Source organism: Streptomyces sp. DSM 41931 (assembly GCF_050271085.1).
GTDB classification, from domain to species: Bacteria; Actinomycetota; Actinomycetes; order Streptomycetales; family Streptomycetaceae; genus Streptomyces; species Streptomyces albogriseolus.
Map to the genome: position 1 here is coordinate 1,949,395 of NZ_CP189902.1, position 26,209 is coordinate 1,975,603.

17 protein-coding genes, 1 other RNA gene and 2 pseudogenes are annotated in these 26,209 nt (G+C 74.0%); 6 read left to right on the plus strand and 14 right to left on the minus strand.

The annotated features are described in order from the left end of the window. Positions 1-47 precede the first annotated feature (47 nt). The 9 genes from ACP7TJ_RS09175 to ACP7TJ_RS09215 all read right to left on the minus strand — a co-directional run bounded on the left by ACP7TJ_RS09175 (position 48) and on the right by ACP7TJ_RS09215 (position 14,042). Positions 48-1,613 carry a carboxylesterase/lipase family protein gene (locus ACP7TJ_RS09175; protein ID WP_189910221.1) on the minus strand — a complete coding sequence of 522 codons (1,566 nt, stop codon included), beginning with the start codon at positions 1,611-1,613 and terminating at the stop codon, positions 48-50. A gap of 122 nt (positions 1,614-1,735) precedes the next feature. After that, the gene (locus ACP7TJ_RS09180; RefSeq protein WP_404715078.1) at positions 1,736-2,998 is read right to left on the minus strand and encodes an FAD-dependent oxidoreductase; all 1,263 of its coding nucleotides are present in this window, start codon (positions 2,996-2,998) and stop codon (positions 1,736-1,738) included. Next, a complete protein-coding gene (locus tag ACP7TJ_RS09185) occupies positions 2,995-4,386 on the minus strand; it encodes an FAD-dependent oxidoreductase (RefSeq protein ID WP_427762745.1) in 1,392 nt (463 codons plus the stop codon). The genes ACP7TJ_RS09180 and ACP7TJ_RS09185 overlap by 4 nt, the downstream gene beginning before the upstream one ends. 8 nt (positions 4,387-4,394) lie before the next feature. Next, complete coding sequence (locus tag ACP7TJ_RS09190; protein ID WP_427762747.1) at positions 4,395-6,488, minus strand: molybdopterin oxidoreductase family protein; 2,094 nt, start codon at positions 6,486-6,488, stop codon at positions 4,395-4,397. Then, the gene (locus ACP7TJ_RS09195) at positions 6,481-7,884 is read right to left on the minus strand and encodes a nitrate/nitrite transporter (RefSeq protein WP_367461246.1); all 1,404 of its coding nucleotides are present in this window, start codon (positions 7,882-7,884) and stop codon (positions 6,481-6,483) included. The genes ACP7TJ_RS09190 and ACP7TJ_RS09195 overlap by 8 nt, the downstream gene beginning before the upstream one ends. A 134-nt stretch (positions 7,885-8,018) precedes the next feature. Continuing rightward, entirely contained in the window at positions 8,019-9,587 is a 1,569-nt protein-coding gene (locus ACP7TJ_RS09200) for a class I adenylate-forming enzyme family protein (protein ID WP_367546981.1), read from the minus strand. A gap of 89 nt (positions 9,588-9,676) precedes the next feature. Then, entirely contained in the window at positions 9,677-10,219 is a 543-nt protein-coding gene (locus tag ACP7TJ_RS09205) for an SRPBCC family protein (protein ID WP_093767825.1), read from the minus strand. 104 nt (positions 10,220-10,323) lie between these two features. Then, the gene (locus ACP7TJ_RS09210; protein ID WP_093768013.1) at positions 10,324-11,307 is read right to left on the minus strand and encodes an NADPH:quinone reductase; all 984 of its coding nucleotides are present in this window, start codon (positions 11,305-11,307) and stop codon (positions 10,324-10,326) included. Between the two features lie 104 nt (positions 11,308-11,411). Then, positions 11,412-14,042 (minus strand): ATP-binding protein, encoded by a 2,631-nt coding sequence (locus ACP7TJ_RS09215; protein WP_193457537.1) that lies wholly within the window; start codon positions 14,040-14,042, stop codon positions 11,412-11,414. Between the two features lie 133 nt (positions 14,043-14,175). Here ACP7TJ_RS09215 and ACP7TJ_RS09220 point away from each other — a divergent pair, with 133 nt between their 5' ends. From ACP7TJ_RS09220 to ACP7TJ_RS09230, 3 genes are all read left to right on the plus strand, one after another. Then, the gene (locus tag ACP7TJ_RS09220; protein WP_093767823.1) at positions 14,176-15,261 is read left to right on the plus strand and encodes an alkene reductase; all 1,086 of its coding nucleotides are present in this window, start codon (positions 14,176-14,178) and stop codon (positions 15,259-15,261) included. 179 nt (positions 15,262-15,440) lie between these two features. Then, complete coding sequence (locus ACP7TJ_RS09225) at positions 15,441-16,694, plus strand: MFS transporter (protein WP_167742932.1); 1,254 nt, start codon at positions 15,441-15,443, stop codon at positions 16,692-16,694. A gap of 240 nt (positions 16,695-16,934) precedes the next feature. Continuing rightward, positions 16,935-18,944 carry a helix-turn-helix domain-containing protein gene (locus ACP7TJ_RS09230; protein ID WP_208840256.1) on the plus strand — a complete coding sequence of 670 codons (2,010 nt, stop codon included), beginning with the start codon at positions 16,935-16,937 and terminating at the stop codon, positions 18,942-18,944. Here ACP7TJ_RS09230 and ACP7TJ_RS09235 read toward each other — a convergent pair. Then, complete coding sequence (locus ACP7TJ_RS09235; RefSeq protein WP_266396591.1) at positions 18,932-20,140, minus strand: IS701 family transposase; 1,209 nt, start codon at positions 20,138-20,140, stop codon at positions 18,932-18,934. The genes ACP7TJ_RS09230 and ACP7TJ_RS09235 overlap by 13 nt on opposite strands. Positions 20,141-20,496: 356 nt before the next feature. Between ACP7TJ_RS09235 and ACP7TJ_RS09240 the strand changes: the two genes are divergently transcribed. Then, a complete protein-coding gene (locus ACP7TJ_RS09240) occupies positions 20,497-21,204 on the plus strand; it encodes a DsbA family oxidoreductase (protein ID WP_093767820.1) in 708 nt (235 codons plus the stop codon). Between the two features lie 218 nt (positions 21,205-21,422). On the opposite strand, the gene ACP7TJ_RS09245 is transcribed toward ACP7TJ_RS09240, so the two are convergent. The 4 genes and pseudogenes from ACP7TJ_RS09245 to ACP7TJ_RS09260 form a co-directional block, all read right to left on the minus strand. Next, positions 21,423-22,514, minus strand: a complete 1,092-nt coding sequence (locus ACP7TJ_RS09245; protein ID WP_266396593.1) for an aromatic ring-hydroxylating oxygenase subunit alpha — start codon at positions 22,512-22,514, stop codon at positions 21,423-21,425. Between the two features lie 210 nt (positions 22,515-22,724). Further along, positions 22,725-23,128: RNase P RNA component class A (gene rnpB / locus ACP7TJ_RS09250), an RNA gene on the minus strand. A 115-nt stretch (positions 23,129-23,243) separates the two neighbouring features. Further along, positions 23,244-24,023 (minus strand): annotated as a pseudogene (locus ACP7TJ_RS09255) (DMT family transporter); the annotation flags it as partial. 19 nt (positions 24,024-24,042) lie between these two features. After that, positions 24,043-24,876: an AraC family transcriptional regulator gene (locus tag ACP7TJ_RS09260; RefSeq protein ID WP_266545778.1), complete on the minus strand. Its 834-nt coding sequence runs from the start codon at positions 24,874-24,876 to the stop codon at positions 24,043-24,045. Between the two features lie 132 nt (positions 24,877-25,008). Here ACP7TJ_RS09260 and ACP7TJ_RS09265 point away from each other — a divergent pair. Further along, positions 25,009-25,362 (plus strand): annotated as a pseudogene (locus tag ACP7TJ_RS09265) (hypothetical protein); the annotation flags it as partial. A 27-nt stretch (positions 25,363-25,389) separates the two neighbouring features. Then, complete coding sequence (gene yaaA, locus ACP7TJ_RS09270) at positions 25,390-26,172, plus strand: peroxide stress protein YaaA (protein WP_167742937.1); 783 nt, start codon at positions 25,390-25,392, stop codon at positions 26,170-26,172. The last annotated feature ends 37 nt before the right edge of the window (positions 26,173-26,209 follow it).

Sequence of the window (26,209 nt, forward strand, 5' to 3'; positions counted from 1 at the left end):
AGTCCTTTCGTTTCCTTATGTGGTCGGGGCGGGGGATGGAGTGGTGCTCAGGGCCGCGGCACCCAGCCGGCCCGGTCCCAGTAGGTCAGGTGGGGCCGGGCCGACACCGTGCCGACCCGCGCCACCCGCTCGCCGCCGAGGACCATCACGGTGGGCCGGTCCGGGCTGAACACCGGCCAGGCGGGGGCGTGTGCGCTGCTCGGTGTCCCGCCGCGGGCGAAGGCCGCCACCAGGTCGATCAGCGTGTCCGAGATCCGCCGCTCCAGTGGTCCGTCCCCGTAGGCGGGTGCGTTGACCGGCAGCGCGAACGTGCCGAAGAGGAACTTCGCGACGGCCTCGTGCGGGGTGGTGCCGGCGTACGGCGGCCTGAGCGGGTGGGCGAACTCCATCAGGTACTGCGGCGAGGCGGCGGGGTCGCGTTCGCGGGCGTGCCGTTCAGCCAGCCGCACGATCTGGTAACGGAACAGCCCGTCGCCCCACACCTGTGTCCACACCGACACCGGGTCCCGGGGCAGGCCCTCCTCCTCGGACGCCCGCCGGTAGTGGGCGACGCAGTCGTCCACCTGCTCGTCGGTGACCTTGACGGCGCCCTTCTCGAGGACCTCCCGGACGGCGGCGCGCAGTCCGGTGTCGTCGGCCGGGTGCGGGCCGGGGTAGGGGTATCCGGGGCCGGTGGTGAAGAAGGAGCCCTCGGTGCGGCAGTAGATGGGCATCATCGGGATGCGCGGGGTGGGCAGGGCGTGGTCGTAGCCGCGCATCCACCGCCCGTCGACGACCGGGCCGCGGTATTCGCGTGCGCCCTGCACGAACCGCTCGGTGGGGCTGCCCGCGTACACCTCGTCGAAGGCGTCCCGCAGTGCGGCGGCCGGTACGGCGCGCAGGCCCGGCACGGTGGTGCCGAAGCGGCGCGCCAGATGCCGGTAGACCTCGCGGGCCTCGCTGGACGTGGTGGAACTGGCCGGTTCCCACACGTGCTTGACGCTGATCGGGATGATCCGCTTGATGACGCCCCGCAGCTCGGGCAGCAGGGCGAGCTGCCAGGTGCTGGAGCCGCCCGCCGAGGTGCCGCAGACGGTGATGTTGTCCGGGTCGCCGCCGAACGCGGCGGCGTTGTCGCGGACCCAGCGCACCAGCGCGGCCTGGTCCTGCAGGCCCCAGTTGGCGCAGGAGCCCGTACCCGGATCGGTGAGGTCCTCGTGCAGGCCCCAGCCGAACACGCCGAGGCGGTAGTTGAAGTTGACGACGACCATGCGGCCGTGGACGGCGGTGCGGGCGCCGTCGTAGTCGGGCTCGCTGCCCGCGCCGAGCATCCAGCCGCCGCCGTGGATGTAGACGAGGACCGGCAGACGGCCCGCCACGTCCGGGGTCCACACGTTGGCGTAGAGGCTGTCCTCGCTGCTGTCGGGCAGGTAGTCGCCCTGCAGGGAGGGGGCCGCGAAGGCGGTGGCGTCCCGTACGCCCTGCCACGGCTCGGGCGGCCGGGGCGAGGAGAACCGCAGCGGGCCCACCGGCGGGGCCGCGTAGGGCACGCCCCGGAAGACGGTCAGTCCGTCGGCCCGCTCTCCGGCCACTCGTCCCGCCGTCGTCCGGACGACCACTGTGCGACTGGGCATCGGGTGAACCTCATTTCCCGCCTCGGCGTTGTCGGGGGCGGCGCGGCGCGCACCATGGGGCCACAGTGATCGTCGCCCCGGTGCCGGGCCGGCCGCCAACCTCCGGTCACTACTCCGTCAAGTCAGGCCGCGTCCGCCGCGCGGTGCGGGGGCGGCGGGCCGCCGGGGCCCGGTGCGGACAGCAACAGGTCGGGCGGGGCGGTCAGTTCGCGGCCGGTGAGGGCGCGCAGGGTGCGATAGGCGGTGGCGTCGCCGGCGAGCACACCACCGCGCAGGACCCGCCCCTCGGGGTCGAGGACGAGCTTGGCGTAGGTGCCGGCCGTGTCGTCGCGCAGGACGTACTCCAGGGCTCCCTCGGTCTCGGCGTGGGCGTCGCCGAAGCTGGCCACGTCGACGCCGAGGAGTTTGAGCTTGGCGGCCGTGTCGGGGTCGGCGAAGGGGACCGTGGGGCGGTCGAGCAGCCGGTCGGCGACGAGTTCGGCCATCCGGTAGCCGGGGGCGACAAGACCGTAGGTGCGGCCCCGGACGGCCGCGCACTCGCCGACGGCCCAGATGTGCGGGTCCTCGGTGCGGCACAGGTCGTCGACGAGGAAGCCGCCGCGTCCTCCCGTGGCGAGTCCGGCGGGTCCGGCCAGTTCGTCGCGGGGGCGCACGCCCGCGGAGAACACCACCAGCCGGGCGTCGAGCGCGGTGCCGTCGGTGAGGGTGACCCCGCCGACCCGGCCGTCGGCGGCCGGGTGGATCTCACGGACGGCGGTGCCGCAGTGCACCCGCAGTCCGAGACCGGTGACGAGCCGGGTGAGCACACGTGCTCCCCCGTCGTCGAGCTGCACCGGCATCAGACGCGGCGCGAGTTCCACGACGTGGGGGCGGACGCCGAGCAGCCGCAGCGCGTTGGCGGCCTCCAGGCCGAGCAGGCCCCCGCCGACCACGACACCGGGGAGGCCCTCGCGTGCCGCCTCGCGCAGTGCGTCGAGGTCGTCGAAGGTGCGGTAGACGAAGCAGCCGGGCAGGTCGCGCCCCGGGACGGGCGGCACGAACGGCCGGGATCCGGTGGCCAGTACGAGGGCGTCGTAGCGGGTGACGGTGCCGTCGGCGGTGGTGACCGTGCGGGCCCGCCGGTCGATGCCGGTCACCGGGGCGGCCGTGCGCAGCTCCACCAGGGGGTCGGTGAGGAAGGCGCGGTCCGCGAGGGTGAGGTCGGCGGCGCTCCTGCCCTCCAGGTAGGACGACAGGGCGACCCGGTTGTAGGCGGGGCGGGGCTCCTCGGCCAGGACGACGGCACGCCAGGCGCCGTGCCGGTCGTGGGCCCTCAGGTGCTCGACGAGGCGGTGGCCGGTCATGCCGTGTCCGACGACCACCAGGGTGCGCGGGGTGCGGGTCATGGGGCGCTGTTCCCTCCGGTCGCCGAGGCGAGGACCCTGCGCACGTCGTCCGCGCAGCCTCCGCAGCCGGTGGTGGCGCGGGTCGCGGCGGCGATCCCCGTCAGGTCGCGGGCACCGGCGCGCCAGGCGCGCAGCAGGTCGGCCTTGGTGACGTGGTTGCAGTGGCAGAGCACCGCCGCGTCCGGCAGTTCGACGCGGGCGGGGGTGGCGCCGGCCGCGGCGCCCAGCAGCAGAGCGAACCGGTCGGACGGCACCGGCAGGTCGCGCGCGTACAGCTGGGCGAGCGCGGCGGCGGCGCGCGGCAGGCCGATGAGGACCGCGCCCGCGACGCGGTCCCCGTCGAGGGCGAGCGCCGCGTGGCGGCCCCGGGCCGGGTCGGACAGGGTGATGCGCCGGGTGGCGCCCGGCGGGTCGGGCGGGCCGAGGCAGGCCAGGTCGAGGCCGGGCGCCCGCAGCCGCAGCGCGGGCCGGCCGGCGCGGTGGTGCGTGTCGTGACCGGCGAGGATCCGGGCGAGGCTCTCCGCCTGTTCCCAGGCGGTGCCGACGTGTCCGGGCACCTCGCCGCCGGACTCCGCGCAGTCGCCCAGGGCGTGGATCCGCGGATCGGTGGTGCGCAGGTGCCGGTCGACGACGATGCCCGTGCGGACGGCCAGTCCGGCGCGCCGGGCGAGCGCGGTCTCGGGTTCGACGCCGGTGCACAGCGCGAGCGCGTCGGCCCGCAGGACCTCGCCGTCGTCGAGGACCAGCTTGCCGGGCCGGTACTCCACGGCGGCGCGCCCCGTGCGCAGGCGGGCGCCGGCGGAGCGCAGCCGGCTCGCGAGCAGGGCGCCGGCCGTGTCGTCGAGCCGGTCGTGCATCGGGTGCGGCCCGGGGTGCACGAGGGTGACGTCGCGGCCGGCGCGCAGCAGCGCGAGGGTGGTCTCGGTGCCGAGCACACCGCCGCCGAGCACCACCACGGGCCCGTCCGCGAGCCGTTCGGCGTCGTCGGCGGTGCGCAGGGTGGTGACGCCCTCGGTGAGCCGGCCGTCCGCGGTGCGTACGCCGGTCAGCCGCGGGATCCTCGGCCGGGCGCCCGTGGCGAGCACCAGCCGGTCGTAGCGGAAGGTCTCGCCGCTGTCGGTGCGCACCAGGCGGCGGGCGCGGTCGACGGCGGTGGCGGTGACGCCGGACCTGACGCGCACGCCGTCGGGCGGGGCGGGCAGTTCCAGGTCCCCGGCGGTGAGGGTGCCGTCGAGGACGGAGGTGAGCAGCACCCGGTTGTAGGCCGGCCGCGGCTCCGCTCCGAGGACGGTGACCGGGCCGCGGTGTCCGTGCGCCCGCAGCCGCTCGACGAGCCGGTGCGCCGCGGGTCCGTGGCCGACGACGAGGACGTGGTGCGTGGCGGTCATGGCGGGCCTCACGGTGCGTCGGAGCCGGGTTCGATCCGCACGGCGCAGACCTTGAACTCGGGCATCCTGCTGCGGGGGTCGAGGGCGGTGCCGGTGATCAGGTTGGCCCGGCCGGCGCCGGGGTGGTGGAACGGCAGGAACACCGTGTCCGTGCGCATGCTGCCGACCAGCCTGACCCGCGCGACCGTGGTGCCGCGGGCCGAGGTGACGCGGGCCGTGCCGCCCTCGCGCAGACCCGCGCGTGCGGCGGTGTCGGGGTGGATCTCGACGTACGGCTCGGGGACGGCGTCGTTCAGCTCGGGCACGCGGCGGGTCTGCGCGCCGGACTGGTAGTGGGCGAGGACCCGGCCGGTGGTGGCGTACAGGGGGTGGTCGGCGTCGGGCGTCTCGGCCGGGTCGCGGTGGTCGACCTCGGCGAACCGGGCGCGGCCGTCCGGGGTGGCGAAGCCGTCGAGGAAGAGGCGGGGCGTGCCGGGGTGCGGCTGCCCGCCGGGGCGTTCGGGGCAGGGCCAGTACAGGGCCTCCCCCGCGTCCAGCCGCTCGTAGGTGATGCCGGAGTAGTCGGCCGTGCCGCCGCGGGAGGCGCGCCGCAGTTCGTCGAAGACCTGGCGGGGCGACGTCGGGTAGCGGTGGGCCGGTTCGCCGAGCCGGACCGCGAGGCCGTGCAGGACCTCCAGGTCGGTGCGCACGCCCTCCGGCGGGGGCAGCAGCCGGCGGCGGCGCAGCACCCTGCCCTCCAGGTTCGTCAGGCTGCCCTCCTCCTCGGCCCACTGCGCGACCGGGAGGACGACGTCGGCGGTCCGCGCGGTCTCCGAGGGCACGAAGTCGGCCACCACCAGCAGGTCGAGGGCGGCCAGCCGGTCGGCGACATGGGCGGAGTGGGGCGCGGACACCAGGGGGTTGGAGCCGAACACCAGCAGGGCGCGCGGGCCGCCCTCGGTGCCGAGCGCGTCGAGCAGTTCGTAGGCGCTGCGGCCGGGGCCGGGCAGGGCGTCCGGTGTGGTGCCCCAGACCCGGGCGACGTGGGCCCGCGCCTCCGGGTCGGTGATCATGCGGTAGCCGGGGAGCTGGTCGGCCTTCTGCCCGTGCTCGCGGCCGCCCTGGCCGTTGCCCTGTCCGGTCAGGCAGCCGTAGCCGCTGCCGGCGACGCCGGGCAGGCCCAGGGCGAGGGCGAGGTTGATGAAGGCCGCGGCGGTGTCGGCGCCCTTGCTGTGCTGCTCGGCGCCCCGTCCGGTCAGCACGTACGCCCGGCGCGCCTCGCCCAGCAGTTCCACGGCGGCGCGCTGTTCGGCGACGGGGACGCCGGTGACCTGTTCGACGCGCTCGGGCCACCAGGTGACGGCGCGCCGCCAGGCCGCGTCGAAGCCGGTGGTGCGCTCCTGGACGTACTCCTTGTCGCACCAGCCGTCGCTCACGGCGATGTGCAGCAGCCCCAGCGCCAGCGCGAGGTCGGTGCCGGGCACCGGCTGCAGGTGCAGGGCGGCCCGTTCGGCGGTCTTGGTGCGGCGCGGGTCGATGACGATCAGGTCCGCCTTGCGCAGGTGCCGCATCAGCGGGGGCATGGTCTCGGCGGGGTTGGCGCCGGCGAGCAGGATCGTGTCCGCCGCGCCGAGGTCGGCGACGGGGAACGGCAGTCCGCGGTCCAGGCCGAAGGCGGCGTTGCCGGCCGCGGCGGCCGAGGACATGCAGAACCGGCCGTTGTAGTCGATCTGGCTGGTGCCGAGGGCGAGCCGGGCGAACTTGCCCAGCAGGTAGGCCTTCTCGTTGGTGAGGCCGCCCCCGCCGAACACGGCGAGCGCGTCCGGGCCGTGCTCGTCGCGGATGCGCCGCAGCCGTGTGGCGACCGTGTCCAGGGCGGTGTCCCAGCCGGCCGGGGCGAGACGGCCGTCCGGGCCCCGCAGCAGCGGCCGGCGCAGCCGGTCCGGGACGTCGAGCACCGCGGGCGCGGTCCAGCCCTTCTGGCACAGACTGCCGTCGTTGACGGGGAAGTCGGAGGGTTCCACCACGGTTCCCGAGGCGCCGTGGCCGAGGCGGGTGCCGCACTGCAGGGCGCAGTACGGGCAGTGCGTGGCCACGCTCGTGCGCGGCGCGCGGTCAGGCACGGGTGACCTCCGAGGACTCGGCGGCCCCGTGTCCGGCCGGCCGCGCCCGCCGCACGTCGTCCGCCGGGGCGCCGTGCGGGGTGCGCAGGTAGACCAGCAGCGTGACGGCCACGCACACCGCGTAGAAGGCGAGGAAGAACCAGAAGGCCGGCTCGCCCGTGCCGCGGCTGCCGTAGGACGCCCGGAAGGCCAGGTTGACGACGACGCCGCCGAGCGCGCCGACGGCGCCCGCGATGCCGATGACCGCGCCCGTCAGGCGGCGGGCCCGGGCGAAGGCCTCGGTCGCGTCGTGTCCCGCGGTGACGGCGGCCTCCGCCTGCCCGGCGAAGACGACCGGGATCAGCTTGTACGTGGAGCCGTTGCCCAGGCCGCTGAGCACGAACAGCACCGTGAAGACGGCGACGAACAGCGACTGCGACCGCTGGGCCGAGGCCACCAGCAGCCCGAGCGTGCCGGCGCCCATGGCCAGGAAGTTCACCAAGGTGACCCGGGCGCCTCCCCAGCGGTCGGCGAGCCGGCCGCCGAGCGGGCGGGACAGCGAGCCGAGCAGCGGCCCGAGGAAGGTGAGCCCGGCGGCCTCCAGCGGTGTCGCGCCGAACTGGTTCTGCAGCACGAGCCCGAAGGCGAAGCCGTACCCGATGAACGAGCCGAACGTGCCCAGGTACAGCAGCGAGATCCACCAGGTGTGCGGGTTGCCCACCGCCTCGCGCAGCGCGCCCGTCGAGGCCGGGCCGGTGTCGACGTTGTCCATGCCGAGCGCCGCCAGCACGGCGGCCAGGGCGATCAGCGGCAGGTAGGCGGCGATCACATAGGCGGGGTGGGTGTCGCCCGCGGTGGCGATGACCAGCAGGCCGACGAGCTGGACGACGGCGACGCCCAGGTTGCCGCCGCCGGCGTTGAGGCCGAGCGCCCAGCCCTGGTGACGCCGGGGGAAGAAGTGGGCGATGTTGGTGGTCGAGGAGGCGAAGTTGCCGCCGCCGACGCCCGCGGTCGCGGCGATGAGCAGGAACACCCACAGGGGTGTGCCGGGCCGCTGGACGAAGTACAGCGCCGGCAGCGCGGGCACGAACAGCAGGACCGAGCTGAACACGGTCCAGTTGCGCCCGCCGAAGCGGGTCACGGCGTAGCTGTAGGGCAGTCGCAGCAGCGCCCCCACCAGGGTGGGGGTGACCACCAGCAGGAACTTCTCGCTCGGGGCGAAGCCCAGGCCGATGGCCGGGGACATGAACAGCACCAGGACCGACCACATGCTCCAGATCGAGAACCCGATGTGCTCGGAGAGGACGGACAGGACGAGGTTGCGTCGGGCGACGTGCTTGCCGGTGCGCTCCCAGAACTCCTCGTCCTCCGGATCCCAGTGCTCGATCCGGCGTCGGGAGGCGCGCAGTGCCGTCATCGGGGGCAACTCCTCGGCTGGGGACGGCGGCCCGGAGGGTGGCGCCGGGCCGCCGTGCGGGGGGTGGCGTGGGCGCGGGCCCGCAGGGGGGACGGGCCCGCGCCCCGAAGAGGCGGCGGTGCGGGACGCGGGCGCTACGCGTCCGTCCGTTCCGCCTTGAGCAGCCGGGCCAGCTCCAGCCGCTTGATCTTGGTGGTGGCGGTCTGCGGCAGGTCGTCGAGCTTCCACTGCACGGGCTCCGCCATCGCGGGCAGACCGGCCACCGCGGACTTCCAGGCCGCCAGGTCGAGCGGCTTGTCGTCGCGGGTGCACACCACGGGCAGGGGCCTGCCGTCCTCGTCCGGGACGATGATGACCTCGACGAGCTCGGGTATCCGGGCGAAGAGGGTGTCCTCGATCTCCAGGGTGCTGTCGACGCCCTCGATCTCGTCGACCTCCCGGTCGAGCAGGTGCAGGCAGCCCCACTTGGTGCGGTAGCCCAGGTCGCCCATGCGCCACCACTCGCCGTCGGCCTGCTTCTCCCAGCGCTCGTGCTCGCCCAGGTAGGTGACGATCCGTCCGTCGGACCGCACCTCGATGTAGCCGGGGTTGGACTTGGTGGGCCGCTTGCCGTCCCGGCTGACCACCCGGACGCCCGTCATGCCGGGGAACGGGGAGCCCACGCAGCGGCCGTCGGCGTCCGCGCCGCGCTTCTTGGAGTAGGTGCGCCCGGCGATCGGGCCGACCTCGCTCTGCCCGTACATCTGCACGAACTGCGGCGACTCGCGTCGTGACGCCTTGAGCATCAGGTGCACGGTGCGCGGGTGGATGGCGTCGAAGGTGCTGCTGAAGTACTTCACGTTCGCCAGCGGCCGGCGCGGGTCGTCGACCAGCACCTCCCAGCGCAGGAACGTGTTGGGGTGCGCCTCTATCAGGCCCGGCGGGGCCTGGCGGAACACCTCGGCCACGACCTCCGGGTCGTCGTCCCGGAGGATGATCATGGGGTGTCCCTGGAGGATCGTGATGGGCATCGCGGTGAACATCCGCGAGTGCACGAACGACACGTGGATGGCCACCGGTTCGCTGCGGCCCACCAGGGAGGCCACCGTGCCCTGCGGGCGGTAACGGGCCTGGAAGGTGCGCCCGGTGTGCACCGCCAGCTTGGGCGTTCCGGTGGTGCCGGAGGTGTGGGTGACCAGCGTCGGGTGGTCCGGGGGCATGGTCACCGGCGCGACCCGGGCCGAGCCGGCCAGCGAGGCGAACGTGACGGCCTCGGCGTGGCTACCGGAGGCCAGGAGCACCCGCCGGGCCAGCCCGAAGATCTCGGCGGGCAGGTGGTGGTCCAGCTTGTCCTGGTCGGTCACCAGGTAGGGCCGGTCCACGCGGCGCACCAACTCGCACACGGTGGCGCCGTCGAGCTTCGGGGACAGCAGGACCGGGACGGCGCCGATCCTGGCCGTGGAGCAGGCCAGGAGCGTGATGTCGAACCCGTCGGTCTTGTGGACGACCACGCGCTCACCGGGCCGGACGCCGGCCGCCCACAGCCGGGAGGCCAGATCGTCGACGAGGTCGGCGACCTCCGTGAGCGTCATGCGGCGCCCGCGTTCCGGAGCGACGTCGAGATCATGGTCGAGAATCACGGGATTCGCCGGATGCCGGGCCGCGGCCCGGTCGAAGAGCGTGCCCAGCCGAATTCCCTTGTTTCCGATGCGCTGGAGAAACATCTGCCCACCCTCTCCTCCGCCGTGACTGTTCCGCAGCCGTGCGGCGGGCCGTTTGAATTCGGGCTCCCGTACGGATCAACGGGAATTTGTCACCGCTTTTCGATGACGTCCTTGATGCGCTTCAGCGTCGCGTCGAGGTCCTGCTCGAGCTTGGCGGTCCAGTCGGCCACGAAGCGCTTGCGGTCGTCCTCGTCGAGGTCGGCGACGATCTTGTGGATGCCGGCGGTGGCCCGGCCCATGCGGAAGTGGTGGGTGAGCACGCACCCGTCCTCGGCGGGCGCCATGTCGAAGCCCCAGATGCTCTCCTGGTCCTCGCGGGCGTGGGTGAGCATCATCCACTGGAAGGTGCGGCCGGGCTCGGCGGCGGTGATGCGGCACTCGGTGTGCCAGACGCCGCGCACCAGGGGCGCCCAGGCGACGACGTCCTCGCTGCGGAGGTTCTCGCCGCGGAAGACGGCGCCGACGGTGGACGGTTCGCCGGAGACCCACGTGCCGCCCCGGCATTCGGGGCTCCATTCGGCACTGCGCGGCAGATCGCTGACGACGGAGTAGACCTCGAGCGGGGTCGCGGAAATGTGAATGTCGGCCTTGAGCTCGAAGAGCGGCGAGGTGTCGATGATTGACTGAGTCATGTGCAGAATTCTGTCGGGGCTGCCCGGCGCCGGTCAAAGAGCGGCTTTCTCATTTGTCAGGTCCGAATTCCCGCATTTCACCGGCGCCGCGCGCCCCGCCCGGCTCAGGCCCCGTCGGCGACGCTCAGCACGAGTTTTCCGTGCACCTTGCCCTCCTCCAGCCGGCGGTGGGCCTCGGCGGCGTCGCTCAGGTGCAGCCGCTCGATCGCCCGGGGCCTCAGACGGCCGTCGGCGACCAGCCGGTTGACGGCGCTGGCGGCCTCGGCGAGCTCCTCGGCGGTGGCGTGCGAGATGGCGAAGCCGTGGATCGAGCGGTCCCTCAGGTACAGCGGCCCCACCGGCAGCACCGGCCGGGAGCGCAGTCCGGCGAGCAGCACGATCCGCCCCCGCCCGGCGAGCAGGTCCACCGCGGTCTCCAGGTCGTTGGTGCCGGCGGCGTCGAGGTAGAGGTCGGCGCCCGCCGGGGCGGCGGCGCGGATGCGCCCGGGCACGTCGGGGTCCCGGTAGTCGACGACGTGGTCGGCGCCGAGTCCGCGGCAGTACCCGGCGTCCCGCGCGGAGGCGACGGCCACGACCCGGGCGCCCGCCGCGGCGGCCATCACCACCAGGGCGCTCCCGACGTTCCCGCCCGCGCCGACCACGACGACGGTCTCGCCGGAGCGGAGCCGCCCGTGGGTGAACAGGCCGAGATAGGCGGTCGCGGCCGGATGGGCCAGCGCGACGGTCTCGAACGGGTCGGCGCCCTCCGGCAGGCGGTAGAGCCGGTCGACGGGCACCACCACCCGCTCGGCGGCGGCCCCCTGACGGCCGTCGTGGCCGAGGCTGTTGCACCACACCCGGTCGCCGGGCCGGAACCGGTGGACTCCGGTGCCGACCGCGGCGACGGTGCCGGTGAGGTCCCGGCCTATGACGAAGGGGAAGGTGAGCGGGGTGCGCCAGGCGCCCGAGCGCACGAAGGTGTCGACGTGGTTGACCGAGACGGCCGTGACGTCCACCAGGACGTCGGTCGGCCCCGGTTCCGGCGTGGGCTGATCACCGTAACGGATGACGTCCGGAGATCCGAGCTGTTCAATGTAGGCAGCACGCATCATGGTCACGGATTCTGGCAAAGAGGACCCGGCCTCGTCCGCGAGCGGCCCGGACGCCGTCGCGGATCTGTCAGATCGGAACCATCTCTGTCAGATCCGCCCCTTCAGACCAGGTTGAGACGGGCCAGTTCCCGCCGGGAGCCGACGCCCAGCTTGGGATAGGCCTTGTACAGATGGTGCTCGACGGTCCTGCGGCTGAGGAACAGCTGCGCGGCGATCTCCCGGCTGCTGTTGCCGTCCGCCGCCAGCCGGACCACCTGGAGCTCCTGCGGGGTCAGCCGGTCGAGGACGTTCTCCGCGGTGGCCTTGGCGCTCGTCGTCGCGTCACCCGCCGCCCGCAGCTCCGCACGCGCGCGTTCCGCCCAGGGCACGGCGCGCAGCCCTTCGAAGTCCTCCAGGGCGGACCGGAGCGTGTCACGGGCCTCGCTGCGGCGCCGGGCCCTGCGCAGCCACTCCCCGTACAGCAGCGCGGTACGGGCCCGCTCGAAGGGCCGCCGGCCCTGTCCGTGCAGCCGGACCGCCTCCCGGTAGTCCTCCTCGCGCCCGTCGACCAGCGCCCGGCACCGGTGGGCCACCGCCAGCGCCCACGGCTGCCGGCCGGCCCGCGCCCAGGCCTCGAAGGCGCGCATCGGCCGCTCGGCCCGCCCGGACTGCCCGAGCCGTACCGCGGCCTCCACCTGATCGGCGACGGTGGCCATGGCCATCGCCATGTGGCGCTGCGGCCCCGGACCGGCGGCGGTCTCCAGCCGGCCGAGGGCCGCCTCGTAGTCGCCGCGCGCCAGTTCCAGCAGGCTCAGGGCGCTCTCGCCGGCCACCCGGCCGACGTCGGGGACGTCCCGCACGAGGTCGCGGCAGCGCCGCTCGTCGCCCTCGATCGCCGCGATCCGGGCGGGAACGCCGCCCAGCCAGGCGACGCGCTCGCGCAGCCCGGTGTCGCGGGCGATCTCCACGGCCTCGGCCACCGACGCCTCGGCGTCCCGGTGGGCCCCGGCCAGCACCTGGCGTTCCGCCAGCAGGTGCAGGGCCTGGGGCAGGGCCCCGATGAGGCCCTGCGCGCGGCAGCGGGCCACCTCGGCCGCGGCCAGTTCCATGGCCGCGGCGTCGTCGCCGAGCAGGATCGCGCTGTGCAGGGCGCGCGTGCGCGCCGCGTCCGAGCCGTCCTGGCCGGCGGCGACGGCGCGCTCCAGCAGGGGCAGTCCGCGGGCGTAGTCGTCGTCGACGAGGTGGGCCATGCCCTCCACCATCGGGTCGGCCTCCCCGAGGGACGCCAGCCGCTCGGCGGCCTCCCGCACGGAGTCCGCGTCGCCGGCGAACCAGCCGTACGTGGCGCCGGTGCGGAGGATGGCGGGGCCGAGGCCGGGGCCGGCCGCGTGGGTCCGCAGCAGCAGGCGGGCGGCCTCCCGCCGCTCCCCCGACTCGAACATCACGGCGGCCCGTACGGGGGCGAGCCGGGCCAGGTCCTCCGGTTCGGGACTGGACCGCTCGGCCTGCTCGGCCAGGTCCCGGGCCTGGCCGGCGTGCCCGGCGTTCAGCGCGCAGGTCGCGGCGTCGGTGAGCCGGCGGACCTGGGCGCGGCGGTCGGGGGTGAGCCGGGCGGCCTGCTGGTGCAGGAGCGAGGCGGCGGCGTAGGCGCTGCGGTCGGCGGCCCGCTCGGCGGCGGCGACCAGTTCGGAGGCGACCTCGTCGTCCGGTGAGGTCGTGGCCAGCGGCAGATGGCGGGCCCGGCAGTCGGGGTCGTCCGCGGCGTCGGCCAGCGCCTGGTGGACGGCGATCCGCCGGGCCAGTACGGCTCCCTGGTAGGCGGCGGTCCCGATCAGCGGGTGGCGGAACACGACGGTGCTCTCGGTCACCTGGATCAGCCCCGCCCGCTCCGCGTCCTCCAGGTCCTCCAGACCCACGCCGAGCGTGCGGGCCGCCTTCATCTGCAGCGGCAGGTCGCCCCGCCCCTCGGCCGCGGCGAACAGCAGCGCCAGCCGCGTCTTCTCGGGGAGCGCGGCGATCTGGGTACGGTACGACGACAGCACCCGGTCGGCGACGGTCACGGGCGTGAAGCTGCCGGGGTCGTCACGGCGGGCGGCGCCGAACTCGATGAGCGCCAGCGGGTTCCCGGCGGACTCGGCGATGACCTGGTCCCGCAGGGCGGGCGGCAGTCCCAGGTCGGCGAGGAGACTCACCGCGTCGCCGGTGTCCAGCCGGGAGGGGCGCAGTTCGGTGAGCCCGGGGGCGGCGAACCCCTCGTCCCGGGTGGCGAACACCATGGCCACCTGCTCGGCGGCGAGCCGGCGGGCGGCGAAGAGGAGCGCGTCGGACGTGGCCTGATCCAGCCACTGGGCGTCGTCCACCAGGCACAGCAGCGGCCCCTGCTCGGCCAGGTCCGCCAGGAGCGTGAGCACGGCGAGACCGGTCAGGAACCTGTCCCGCGTCGGGGGGCGCGTCGCCCCGAGGACCGCCCGCAGGGCGTCCGCCTGGGGTTCGGGTAACCCGTCCAGCCGGTCCTGCACCGGCCACAGCAGCTGCACCAGCCCGCCGAAGGCCAGGTCAGCCTCAGGCTCGACCCCGGTGACCCGCAGGACCCGCATGCCCGACGCCGACGCCGACTGCGCCGTCCGGTCGAGCAGGGCCGTCTTCCCGATGCCCGCCTCACCGCGCAGGACCAGGGCACCGCTGCGTCCCTCGCGGGCCCCGGCGGTCAGTTCGTCGAGCGCCGCGAGCTCGGTGGACCTGCCGTACAGCACGTAGGTGCCCCCACTCCCGTGATGCGGCCCACCGGTAGGCGAGCCGTGCCGAGATACGTATCCGGTTTCAGAAATATTACTGATTCGGCCTGACCTCCCCCCTTCCTACGGTGTGGAACAAGCCGGTTCCCCGATGGAGGAGATCGTGAGTCACTTCTTCGAACCGCTGCCCCTGGGCAAGCTGACGCTGCCCAACCGGCTCGTCATGGCGCCGATGACGCGCAGCCGGGCCAAGGGCGGCGTACAGACCCCGCTGGCGGCCGAGTACTACGGACAGCGCGCCGGAGCGGGCCTCATCATCACCGAGGGCACGCAGCCCTGTGTGATCGGGCAGGGTTACATCGACACACCGGGCGTGCACACGCCCGAGCAGGTGGAGGCATGGCGTCGGGTGACCGACGCGGTGCACGAGCGGCAGGGCCGGATCTTCGTGCAGATCATGCACTCCGGCCGGATCGGGCACCCCAGCCTCTACCCCGACGGCGCACTGCCGCTGGCCCCCTCGGCGGTGGCCTCGGGCGGCCGGATGTACACGCCGGAGGGCATGCTGGACCACCCCACGCCCAAGGCCATGGACCTGGAGGACATCGCCCGGGCGGTGGAGGACCACATCGCGGCCGCCAAGTACGCGATGGAGGCCGGGTTCGACGGTGTGGAGCTGCACGGAGCCAACGGCTACCTGATCCACCAGTTCCTCGCCGACAACACCAACCTGCGCACCGACGCCTACGGCGGCAGCGTCGACAACCGCATCCGCTTCGCCGTCGAGGTCGCCCAGGCGGTCAGCGACGCGATCGGCCCGGAGCGGGTCGGCATCCGCCTCTCCCCCGCCAACACCACCAACGGCATCGAGGAGAGCGACTCCGCCGCGCTGTACGAGGCCCTGATCCGCGCCCTGGCGCCGCTCAGCCTCGCCTACGTCCACCTGATGGAGTTCGGCGGCCGTGACATCACGAAGCTGATCCGGCGCGAGTGGCCGGGCGTCCTGATCCTCAACCCGCACGCCACGGGCGAGGAGGCCGCGGTGACGCCCGAGGCCGCCGAGGCGGTCCTGGCGGAGGGCCTGTGCGACGCGGTGAGCATCGGCTCGCTGTGGCTCGCCAACCCCGACCTGCCCGCGCGGATCAAGGCCGGCGGCCCCTACAACACGCCCGACCCGGAGACCTTCTACGGAGGCGACCACCGGGGCTACACCGACTACCCGACGCTGGACGGCTGATCCCCCGGGCAGGCGGCAGCGGGGCTCCCGGTCGGCGCCCGGCCCGGCCCGCCCCGCCCCGCTCGCCTCCTGCCCCGATCCCCGACTCCCTGGCCCGGCCGGCGCCTTCTCCCCCGAAGGGCTGCACGCCGGACCGGGCCAGGGTGGTCCAGCGACGACCGACCGCTCAGGGAGCACCGATGAGCAACTCACTCGCCGAGTCCGGCGCCCAGGGTCCCGCCGCGCCGGGCAGGAAACCTCACGCAAGCGACACCCGCGGCCCGTTCCACGGACCCGCGGCCCTCTGGCTGGCCCTGATGGCCGGCCCCCTGTCCTTCGGTATCGCGGGCCCGGCCCTGGTCCTGGACGACGCCGCGCGGGACCTCGACGTCTCCACCGGCGCCGCCACCTGGACGGTGACCGCGTTCGGCTGGGGCATAGCCGTCGGGACGCCGCTGCTGGCCGGGCTGCTCGACCGCCGGGGAGCCCGGACCGCCCTCACCACGTGCGGTCTGCTCGTCCTGCTGGGGGCGGGCCTGGTGGCCGGCGTCCCCGTCCTGCCGGTGCTCGTCCTGGGCACCGCCCTGATGGGCCTCGGCACGGCCGGCCTCACGGCGACGGCCATGAGCCTGGCCGGCTCGCCCCGCGCCATGGGACTGGTCACCGCCTCGCTCGCCGTGGTGGGTTCGACGGCCCCGCTGGCCGGTTCCCTCGTCAACGACCTGCTGTCCTGGCAGGCCACCCTCGCGCTGCCCGTGCTGAGCGCCGTGGCCGTGCCGTTCGCCGTGGCCCGGTGCGCGCACGGCGCCCCGGTCACCCGGGAGCCGTTCGACCCGCTGGGCGCGGTGCTGCTGACCGCGCTGGTCACCGCGCTGGTGTTCGTACCCCACCAGCCCCTGGCCGCCGGGGTCTGCTCCGTCCTCGCCGCGGGGCTGCTCGCGGCCCAGGTGCGCGCACGGCCGCGGGGTTTCGTCCCCGCCGTCCTGCTCCGCAACCCGGGCTTCCTGGTCGCGGCCGGTCTCGCGCTGTGCCTGGCGGTGGTCAACTTCGGCATGATGTACGCGATTCCGGAGCGGCTGGAGGACCACACGTCGTGGTCCACCAGTGAGATCGGCGTCGCCATGGTGTGGCCGCTGCTGCTGGGCGGCGCCCTGTCCTGGTTCGTCGTGGCGGTCTCGGCGGCACGGGCGGGACGCCGGGTCGTGATCACCGCGCTGGTGGGTCTGGCCCTCGCGGGAGCGGTGCTGGCGGCCGTCGGCACCTCCCCCGCGGTCCTGCTGGCCGCTCAGGCCCTGACGTCGATCGCGGCCGCCTCGGGCCAGGGCGCGTTCGCGGTGCACGCCACCTCGGCCGTCCCCGACGCCGAACGCCCCCCGGCCATCGGCCTGTTCAACCTCGCGTATCTCCTCGGTGCCGCCTTCGGCCCCGCCATCGTCTCGCTCCTGTCGCTCTGACCTTCGACGGCCTCGATCCGGGCGTGCCGTCACACCCCTCGGGTGTGACGGCACGCACCCGTTTTCCGGAGTCTCACCGCATACGGCAACTGGCATACTCTCGAAGGGAATTCGCGGGGGTCAGCGGACCGTAGGCCCCCAGGCAACCTCACGGGGGAGAGGCTGTGGCTCTCGGTGCGCGGGCGCGGCTCGCGGAATGCACGCGGGTGGTGTCCTGTTGCACCCGGGGAGCTGTGGCCCGTGCGACTCGGCCTCGTGCACCGTCACTGCCAGCGCTGGGGAATCGAGACACCGGAGGACCTCGTGTCGGGGACGAAGGACGAAGCGGTGGCGGCTGTGCTGGCCCTGCTGGACCTCCTGGCCGGTGAAGGGTCGGCGAACCGGTTCGAAGCCGTGGTCGAGGAGGCGCGAAGACAGGGCGTGACCGGCGCCGACCTGCACACGGTGGAGCGCATCAAACGGCTGGCGCTGAACATCCAGGCCCGGCTCGAGCGCCGGCAGCAGCGGAGCGCCGCCCTCGCCACGCTCGTCGACACCGCCTCCGATCTGGCGAGCCCGCACACGGTCGAGGACACCCTCAAGATCATCACCCGCCGGGCGCGGCTGCTGCTCGGCGTCGACGTCTCGTGGGTCACCCTGCCCGCCGCCGAGGACGACGGGGCGTTACGGCTGCACTCGCTCGACGGTCACGTCACGATGCTCAACACGCAGCTCCGATTACCGGAGGGAGCCGGTCTCGCGGCCGCGGTACTGGCACACCGCGCGCCGCTGTGGACCTCCGACTACCTGACGGACGACAGTTTCCGGCACGCCGCCGAGCTCGATCAGTGGATCGACGCCGAGGGACTGCACGCCGTGCTCGCCGTGCCGTTGAGCCGCGGCACCGCCTTCGCCGGCTCGCTGCACGTGGCGGACCGCAGCGTGCGCCACTTCTCCGCGGACGAGATCGCGCTGACGAACATGCTCGCCGAGATCGGCGGTGTGGCGCTGTCACGGGCCGTGTACCTGGACGAGACGCTCGCGGAGATGTCGGCGCTGCGGGACCGGCTGTCGCGCGCCGAGGCGGACCTGGCCGACGCACGCGGGCTCACCGAGGCCCAAGGGGCGTTGCTCGCCCTGGTGCTCGACGGCTGTGCCCCGCAGCTGCTGGTGGAGGAGTGCCACGTCAGACTGGGGGCGCCGGTGCTGCTGTGCGGCCCGCAGGGTACGACGATCGCCGTGTCCGGTGATCTGTCCGGGCGCGGCGAGGAGTTCGCCCGCGCCGAGAAGGCCGCCGGTGTCCTGCTGGATCCCGCCCCCGTCCTCCTCCAGGACGGCATCTGGTCCGTGCCGGTCCTCGCCGGCAGTCACCACCTGGGCGCCTTGTACGTCCAGGCCGGTCCGGCCCTGACCGCCGGCGCCGCGGCACTGCTGCGGTACGCGGCGCGCGTCGTCGCGGTGCTGCTGTCCCTCCAGGAAGGCCAGGGCCCGGTGGACGGGCACGTCCGGGACGAACTGCTCGAAGACCTGCTGATCAGTGTGGTCCGCCCCCGGGAACTGCTGGAGCGGCGCGCCCGCCGGCTGGGCATCGGGCTCGACCAGCCGCACGTCGTCGTGATCGCCCGCGTCGAAGAGGGCGCGCGGGCACACGCGGTGAGCCGGGCATCGGCCTGCGCACGCCGTCTGAACGGGCTCCGGGCGACACACGAGAGCGACATCGTGCTGCTGCTGCCGGGCACCGACCCGGGCGCGGCCGCCCGGACGGTGCACGACGAGCTGTCGTCCCTGCCCGGCGGTCCGCCCACGGTCAGCGCTTCCGGACCCGTGTCGGACCCCGGAGCGGTCCTCCACGGGTACCGGGAAGCGGCACGCTGCCTGGACGCGATGACCGCCCTGGGCGCCGCGGGAACCTCCGCCTCGACCCACCAGCTGGGGTTCCTGGGGCTTCTGCTGTCGGATCACGTGGACGCCGACCGGTTCATCCAGAGCACCATAGGAGCCGTGCTCGACTACGACGAGCAGCGGCTGACGGAGCTGATCCGCACGCTGGACGCCTACTTCGACACCGGCGGCAGTCCCACGTACGCGGCCGAGCAACTCCACGTGCACCCCAACACCGTGGCCCGCCGGCTGGAGCGCATCGGTGAGCTGATCGGCCCGGACTGGCAGAAGCCGGAACGCGCCCTGGAGGTCCAGCTCGCGCTCCGCATGTCACGGATACGGCGTGTGCTGCGGGAACGCGACGAGTCGGCCGGGGATCAGGACGCATAACCCAGTTCGGCGTCGTCGGCGTCGCCCAGGGCCGCCAGGACGTGCGCGGCGGACGCGAGGGTGACGTGGCGGTGCCAGCCGCGGTAGGAGCGTCCGGCGAAGTCGCGGATCCCCACCTGGTCGGCTCCGTGGGCGAGGTCCTGGTCGACCCGGGAGAGCATTCCCCGCAACCGCATCAGGAACGCGGGCGGAACCGACGTCAGGTCGGTCAGCCACACCTCCCGCGGCCGGCGCCGGTCGTTGTTCCCCAGCCCCAGCAGCAGCAGGTCACCGTCCCCGCGGCCGGCCCGCCGGCCCGCGGCGGCGGGCAGCGCCACCCGTACCGCGGTGACGAGCCCGGAACACCTGACCGCCCCGTCGCCCGGCCACACCACCGGCCGTTGCAGGCCCCGGCTGGCGCTCATGATCTGGTGCACGGGCCTGGGGGTGGTGTCGAAGCCCTTCAGCGCGGGGTCCCGCACCGACAGCCGCAGGGAGTCGTCCACCCTGAGCATCATCTGCGTCCCCCGGTCGAGGAGTTGCGACACCGTCGAGGTGATGTCACCGCCGCGGGCGTCCATCACCAGAGGGCGGGACGGCAGTCGCCAGGCCGCCGTCTCCAGATAGGCCCGCAGCGAGCACTCACCGAGGGTCTCCGCCGACGCGTCGTCCGGTATGGACGCGCGGCGCCGACGGTCCTCGGCCAGCCAGGCCGGGGAGAGCTGGAGCCGCCAGTTGACCGGCACGCTCGCCTCCTCACCGACCGCCCATACGCCCACGGCCTGCTGGGCGTTGAGCATCTGCCCGTGCTCCGGGAAGAAGCGCCGCTCCACTCCGACGGAGTGCCGTCCCGCCTTGGGGATGACCATGGGCCGCACCACCCACGCCTGTGGCGGGACCACACTCACCGTGTACCAGGCCAGGGCCCGGCGCACCGGACCCCATTCCCAGCTCGAATCGCTGATGAAGTGGTGCAGGCTCTGCTCCGTCGCCTGTCCCCCGACAAGCGCGGCGATGTTGCGTATCGACTTGCGTCCCCTCACCTCCAGCAAACCACGTATGTAGTCCATGCCCTTGCGACGTTGATCGCTGCGGGGCAGGGAGGCGAACAGCCGTGAACACATCTCCGGCAGCGATACGTTGCACGGAGGTGCGTACGACAGCTCGTGCCTGGTCGGACTCTGCGCTTGGTCAGGGCTCAGTGCGACCACACTCATGGAACGGACTCTCCATCGGGAGTAGACGAAGACGGTCCGAAGGGCTGCCCGTCCACTGTGCGGCAGGCGGGGTTCCCGTCCCAGGTACACCGAGCACAGGACTTGTGACGGACGGCGGTGGCCGGGCCACCACCGCCTCCCTCTCCTCCGCGCGTCCCTGTCCCGGACGCACGGTCCGGACGGTGTCCGGACCACCGTCCCGGCCGGCCGGCATCTCCGCGGAGCCCGGCACCGGGCGACCTGACGAAGTAGCACCGGCATCGGGCGCCGGGCGCCGCACGCGCGTCACCATGGGATTTCCACGACGCGGCACACCTCGGGGACCCCGGTGTGGTCCCGCTACCAAGGAGGACACCATGAGCGCTGCCCCTGAACCCCGGCCCGTCACCGTCTGGTCGGATCTGGGGTGCCCCTGGGCCACCCTCGCCCTGCACACGCTGCGCACCGCGGCCCGGGAACGGGAGCAGGATCTCCTGATCGACCACCGGGCCTTCCCGCTGGAGTTGTTCAACCACCAGCCCACGCCCAAGTTCATCGTGGAGCCCGAGATCGTGGTGATCTCCGGGCACCGCCCCGACCTCGGCTGGCGTCCGTGGGCCGGGCGGGAGTACGACTACCCCTCGACGATGCTGCCCGCGATGGAAGCCGTCCAGGCCGCGAAGGACCCGTCCGTGGGCGGCCTGCGCGGCAGCGACGAACTGGACGCCGGACTGCGGCACGCGTTCTACGTCGAGAGCCGGTGCGTCAGCATTCCCTCCGAGATCCTCGACGTCGCCGCCGGGTGTGAGCACGTCGACGAAGAGGCCCTGGCCCGCGCTCTCGAACGCGGCGCCGGCCGCGCGGAGATCTACGCGCAGTTCCGCGTCGCCCAGGGGCCCGGCATCCAGGGCAGCCCTCACCTGTTCGCGCCCGGCGGGTACGCGGTCCACAACCCCGGTGCGCACGTCCGGTGGACGGGCGATCCCGGCAAGGGGGGCATGCCCCGCCTCGACCGCTACGACCCGTCGTGGGCGGAGGAACTGCTCGACCTGCTGGCCGAGGGGAGGCAGCCGGCCGATGCCTGAACGGGACCTCCGCGTCTCGACCGCCACGTACGACCGCTTGGCGGCGGCGGCCGCGGCGGAGGGCGTGACGGTGCGGGCCTACCTCGAGAGGCTGACGGAGTGGATCGCGCCCGGACGGCCCGGGCACCATGTGTCCGCAGCGAGGCCCGAAGCCGACCTGCGGCTGCTGTCGCTGGGCGTCGACGCACCGGGTGCGGACGGACGTCCCGATGCCCCGTCTACAGCGGCACACCGTTGGCGCGCAGCACCTCGCGCACGTCCAGAATGAGGGCGAAGACCTCGTGGTTGCGGTCCTCGCCCTGTTCGTCCCACGCCCGTTGCTCGGCCTCGACGGCCATGCGGTCCTCGGCGAACACCCGCTCGGTGAAGCGTCTGATGAGCGGCCAGGCGAGGTGCAGCGCGCCCGGGATCCCGGGCTTCTCGATCATGAGGAGGCCGTACGCGCGACACCGCCGCTGCTCGGCGTCCTCGGGCACGTACGCGGTCCACAGGCGGAAGGCCGGGCGTTCAGCGTTCTCCGGGAGCAGGTCGAGCGTCTGGTACGGGTAGTCCGTGCGGATGGTCATCAGGTCGGCGGAGTCGCCGCCCCCGAGGCCCTCGCCCGCCAGCAGGCCGGCACCGCGGTTCCGCTTGCCTCCGGCGTGGGTGAACAGGTACCTGGCCTCCACCGACCGCTCGCCGGTGCGGTACTCCAGCAGCTCGGGGTGGAGCCTGCCGACGACACCCCGGTGGAGGAACTGGTGGTTCATGTCGAGCAGGTTCTCGTGCATGAACGAGTAGTGGCAGCGCACCGTCCGGGAGAAGGTCATGGTCCGGTACGCGGGCGAGCCGAACGCCGGCAGCTCCGGCAGGGGGGTGACCGCCGCCTTCTGCGGATCGCCCGGGAAGACGAACACCAGGCCGTACGCCTCCCGGACGGGGTAGCCCCGCACGCCGCGCGGCGGCCGGGCGTCGCCTGGGGCGAGGTACGGGATCTGTGAGATCCGGCCGTCGCCGCGGTAGGCCCAGGCGTGATAGCAGCAGCGGAGCGTCTCGCCCTCCACGACCCCCATGCTCAACGGCACCTGCCGGTGGGCGCACCGGTCCTCCAGCGCGTGGACGGCACCGCTGCGCCCGCGGTAGAGCGCGATCCGCTCACCGGCGAACGCGGCGCCGATCACCTGGCCCCTGCGCACCTTCCTGGACCGCGTGACCGGATACCAGAAGTCGGGATGCACTCCCACACGCCTCAGGTCCACCACGCCGGAACCGCGATCGCCGCGCCGCACGGGCCGGCCGTTCCCGGACACGTCGAAGTCGGTCTCGGCCATATCTCTCCCTCGGAGGTGGGACAGCACGCTCCATGCTGGCGGCCACCCGCCGCCACGCCCACTCATCGGGTCCGAACGGGTGGCGCCCTCGGCGTGCGGATCCTCGGCCGACCACTGGCCCCGCCGCGGTGCGCCCCGGCACCACGGGCCGCTCCTGCGTCCGTCGTCAGCGCGGAGACCCCCTCCGGCCTGGGCCGGAAGGGGTGCGACAGGACGAGCCGGGCTGTACGCCGGGTTCTGTTCCCCGGTTCCCTCGCGGGAGCCGGGGCGACGGCCATCCATCTAGGACCGGTGTTGCCACCGGCCTCGTGCGGTCCACCCGCGGACTCGGGCGGGCAGCCCTCGAACGTCCGCGCAGAAGCACCGGGGTGCTTCCTTTTGACCTTGCTCCGGGTGGGGTTTACCTAGCCGCCTGAGTCACCTCAGGCGCTGGTGGTCTCTTACACCACCGTTTCACCCTTACCCGGCGCCGGAGCGCCGGGCGGTCTGCTTTCTGTGGCACTGTCCCGCGGGTCACCCCGGGTGGCCGTTAGCCACCACCCTGCCCTGTGGAGCCCGGACGTTCCTCGGGAAGCCCCCTCACGGGGACTCCACGCGGCCGTCCGCCCGGCTCGTCTGCCGTGTCGACCATGGTACCCGCCGCCCGGCCGGCTTCCGCTCCCGCGCGTTGGCCAGCACCGATCCGGTGAGGATCAGGACGAAGGCGGCCACCACCGTCGCGGTCAGGGCCTCGTCCAGGAAGAGCGCGCCGGCCGCCACCGCGATCGCCGGATTGACGTACGTGATCACCGAGGCGCGGATCGGGCCCGCCTCCTTGATCAGCTCCAGGAAGGCGACGAACGCCACCGCCGTGCAGACGACGCCGAGGGCGGCCAGCGCGGCCAGGGTCTCCGGGGCGGGGAGGGCCGCCGGGCGGCTCGCGATCGCGGCGGGGGCGTAGACCAGGGCGGCCAGGGCCAGGCAGGGCGTGATCAGGTGCAGCGTGGGGACGTCCTTGAGGTGGCGGTCGGCGATCAGCGGCGCCGTCGCGTAGCCGACGACCGTGACCAGGACCTCCGCGAGGGAGAGGGCGTCGCCGCCGGTCAGGTGGGGAATGGTGAGGACTCCTACGCCGCCGAGCCCGAGGGCCAGGCCCGCGGTCCGGCGGGGGCCCAGGGACTCCGCCCGGCCGAAGGCGCGGGACAGCAGGACGCCGACGATCGGGACGCCCGCGATCAGCAGGCCGGCCGTGGAGCTGGAGAGGTGGCGTTCGGCGTCGGTCAGGGTGTACCAGGGGCCGACGATCTCGATGACCGCGAACGCCAGCATCGGCTTCCAGTGCGCCCGCAGGGTGCGGACGAGGCCCGCCTGGCGCAGGGCGAAGGGGAGCAGGAGGAGCGCCCCGACGGCGCAGCGGGCGAAGACCACGCCCGACGGGGACACCTCGTCCACCGCCACTTTGATCATCAGATAGGGGATGCCCCAGACCACTCCCATCAGGGAGAACAGGAACCAGCCGCGTGCAGTCATGCGGGGAGTGTCCGCCGGTTCAGCGCCCGGCGTCTTGAACGCTGTTGCGGTACGCCGCCGGGGTCACCCCGAGGACGCGGCGGAACCACCGGGTGAGGTGCGCCTGGTCGGCGAAGCCGACGAGGGCGGCCGCCTCCGCGGGCCGCACCCCCGCGTCCAGCAGGGCGCGGGCCCGGGTCACCCGGTACTGGGCGAGCCACGCGTACGGCGGCACGCCCATCGCCGTACGGAACGCGCGGAGCAGCTGGTAGCGGGAGAGGCCGAGGTCGGCGGCGAGGTCTCCCAGGGAGGGCGGGGCGAGGAGCTCGTCGGCGAGGCGGTCGCGGACGGTGAGCGCGACGGACCGGGCGCCGGGGACGGCGCCGTCCTCGGCACGGGACGTGGAGTGGCGGCGGGCCAGCGCGGCGAGCAGCCAGGGCAGGCGTGACTCGGCCTCCAGCGGGTCCGGGTGGGCGCTGAGGTCGGTGTGCGCACGGCGCAGGGCGGCGGCCAGCTCCGGGTCGTGCAGGACGGGCACCGGGAAGTACGGCAGGGCGGTGCCGAGGGTGCCGTCGCCGAGCAGGGCGGGGGCGGCGTAGAGCGCGCGGTACGCGTAGCCCTCGGGGGCGGCGGGGCCGCCGGTGTGCATCTCGCCGGGCTCCAGGACGACGATCGAGCCGGGCCCGGACACGATGCGCCCGCCGCGGTAGGCGATCGTCTCGAGCCCGCCGACGGTGACCCCGACCGTGTACTCGTCGTGCACGTGCGGCGCGTACTCGTGCCGGTCGAACCGCGCGGTCAGCAGATCCAGCGCGGGCCCGCCCCGCCCCAGCCGCGCCCTGGTCCACCTGGCCTGTTCCCGCACGTTCCCCACGATGTCGCACCCCCGCCCCTCAGGGGATCAGAGGAAGTCGGCGGTGTCCAGGTCGAATTCGAAGGGTTCGGGGAGGGTGAGGGGCTTGCCCAGGGGCCGGGTGCGGTGCTCCCGGTACTCGTCGCCCTCCGGGTCGCCGTCGTCGCCCTGTACGCCGCCTCCGCCGTACGGCCGCACGTCGTCGGGCCCGACAGGCTGCGGGTCCGCCGGGCCGTCCGCGTCGACCTGCGGATACCGCGGGAGCTGATCACGTCCGTGCGGCGTGAGCTGCGGATGACGCACGAACCGGCGGACGGGGAGCTGAACCTCGCCGTCGGCTCGCGGACGACCGTGACGGTGGAGCTCGCGGAGCCGGTCGCGCACCGGTCGTTCCTCGGCCGCACCCGGGACGTGCGCGTGGTCCGCTTCCACGCCGACGACGCCGACGGCCTGGTCCGGGCGCTCGCCGCCGCCCCGCAGGGGTCCGCGGGCCACGCCGTACCCTGACAGGCGAGCTCGACCGAAGGAGTACCTGTGCTTGTCCTGCTGCCGCCGTCCGAAGGCAAGGCCGCTTCCGGCCGCGGTGCCCCGCTGCGGACGGAGTCCCTGTCGCTGCCGGGACTGACCGCCGCGCGGGAGGAGGTCCTCACCGAGCTGGTCGACCTCTGCTCCGGCGACGAGGACAAGGCGCGCGAGGTGCTCGGGCTGAGCGAGGGCCTGCGGGGCGAGGTCGCGAAGAACCGCGAGCTGCGCACCGCCGGAGCCCGCCCGGCCGGGGAGATCTACACCGGCGTGCTGTACGACGCGCTCGGCCTGGCCTCGCTCGACGCGGCGGCGAAGCGGCGGGCCGCGAGATCGCTGCTGGTGTTCTCCGGGCTGTGGGGCGCGGTCCGGGTGACCGACCGCATCCCCTCCTACCGCTGCTCGATGGGCGTCAGGCTGCCCGGCCTGGGCGCGCTGGGCGCGTACTGGCGGGCGCCGATGGCTCAGGTGCTGCCGGAAGCGGCGGGGTCGGGGCTGGTCCTCGACCTGCGCTCGGCGGCGTACGCGGCGGCGTGGAAGCCGAAGGGCGAGGTGGCCGGGCGGACGGCGACGGTCCGTGTGCTGCACGCGCCGACGCGGAAGGTGGTCAGCCACTTCAACAAGGCGACCAAGGGCCGGATGGTACGGAGTCTGCTGACGGCGGGGGCCGTGCCGAAGGATCCGGCGGAGCTGGTGGAGGCGCTGCGGGACCTCGGGTACGTGGTGGAGGCCGCCGCGCCGGCCCGTGCGGGGACGGCGTGGGCGCTGGACGTGCTGGTGGACGAGGTGCACTGAGCACCTCCGTTGCATGATGCGCAACGGCCTTTGCGCA

Excerpts from the sequence above, each read along its gene's own strand:
- ACP7TJ_RS09185 (WP_427762745.1), bottom strand. The coding sequence starts at position 4,386 with ATGACCGCCACGCACCACGTCCTCGTCGTCGGCCACGGACCCGCGGCG.
- ACP7TJ_RS09225 (WP_167742932.1), top strand. The coding sequence starts at position 15,441 with ATGAGCAACTCACTCGCCGAGTCCGGCGCCCAGGGTCCCGCCGCGCCG.
- ACP7TJ_RS09205 (WP_093767825.1), bottom strand. The coding sequence starts at position 10,219 with ATGACTCAGTCAATCATCGACACCTCGCCGCTCTTCGAGCTCAAGGCC.
- ACP7TJ_RS09200 (WP_367546981.1), bottom strand. The coding sequence starts at position 9,587 with ATGTTTCTCCAGCGCATCGGAAACAAGGGAATTCGGCTGGGCACGCTC.
- ACP7TJ_RS09195 (WP_367461246.1), bottom strand. The coding sequence starts at position 7,884 with ATGACGGCACTGCGCGCCTCCCGACGCCGGATCGAGCACTGGGATCCG.
- ACP7TJ_RS09210 (WP_093768013.1), bottom strand. The coding sequence starts at position 11,307 with ATGCGTGCTGCCTACATTGAACAGCTCGGATCTCCGGACGTCATCCGT.
- ACP7TJ_RS09240 (WP_093767820.1), top strand. The coding sequence starts at position 20,497 with ATGAGCGCTGCCCCTGAACCCCGGCCCGTCACCGTCTGGTCGGATCTG.
- ACP7TJ_RS09220 (WP_093767823.1), top strand. The coding sequence starts at position 14,176 with ATGGAGGAGATCGTGAGTCACTTCTTCGAACCGCTGCCCCTGGGCAAG.
- ACP7TJ_RS09180 (WP_404715078.1), bottom strand. The coding sequence starts at position 2,998 with ATGACCCGCACCCCGCGCACCCTGGTGGTCGTCGGACACGGCATGACC.
- ACP7TJ_RS09235 (WP_266396591.1), bottom strand. The coding sequence starts at position 20,140 with ATGAGTGTGGTCGCACTGAGCCCTGACCAAGCGCAGAGTCCGACCAGG.
- ACP7TJ_RS09245 (WP_266396593.1), bottom strand. The coding sequence starts at position 22,514 with ATGGCCGAGACCGACTTCGACGTGTCCGGGAACGGCCGGCCCGTGCGG.
- ACP7TJ_RS09175 (WP_189910221.1), bottom strand. The coding sequence starts at position 1,613 with ATGCCCAGTCGCACAGTGGTCGTCCGGACGACGGCGGGACGAGTGGCC.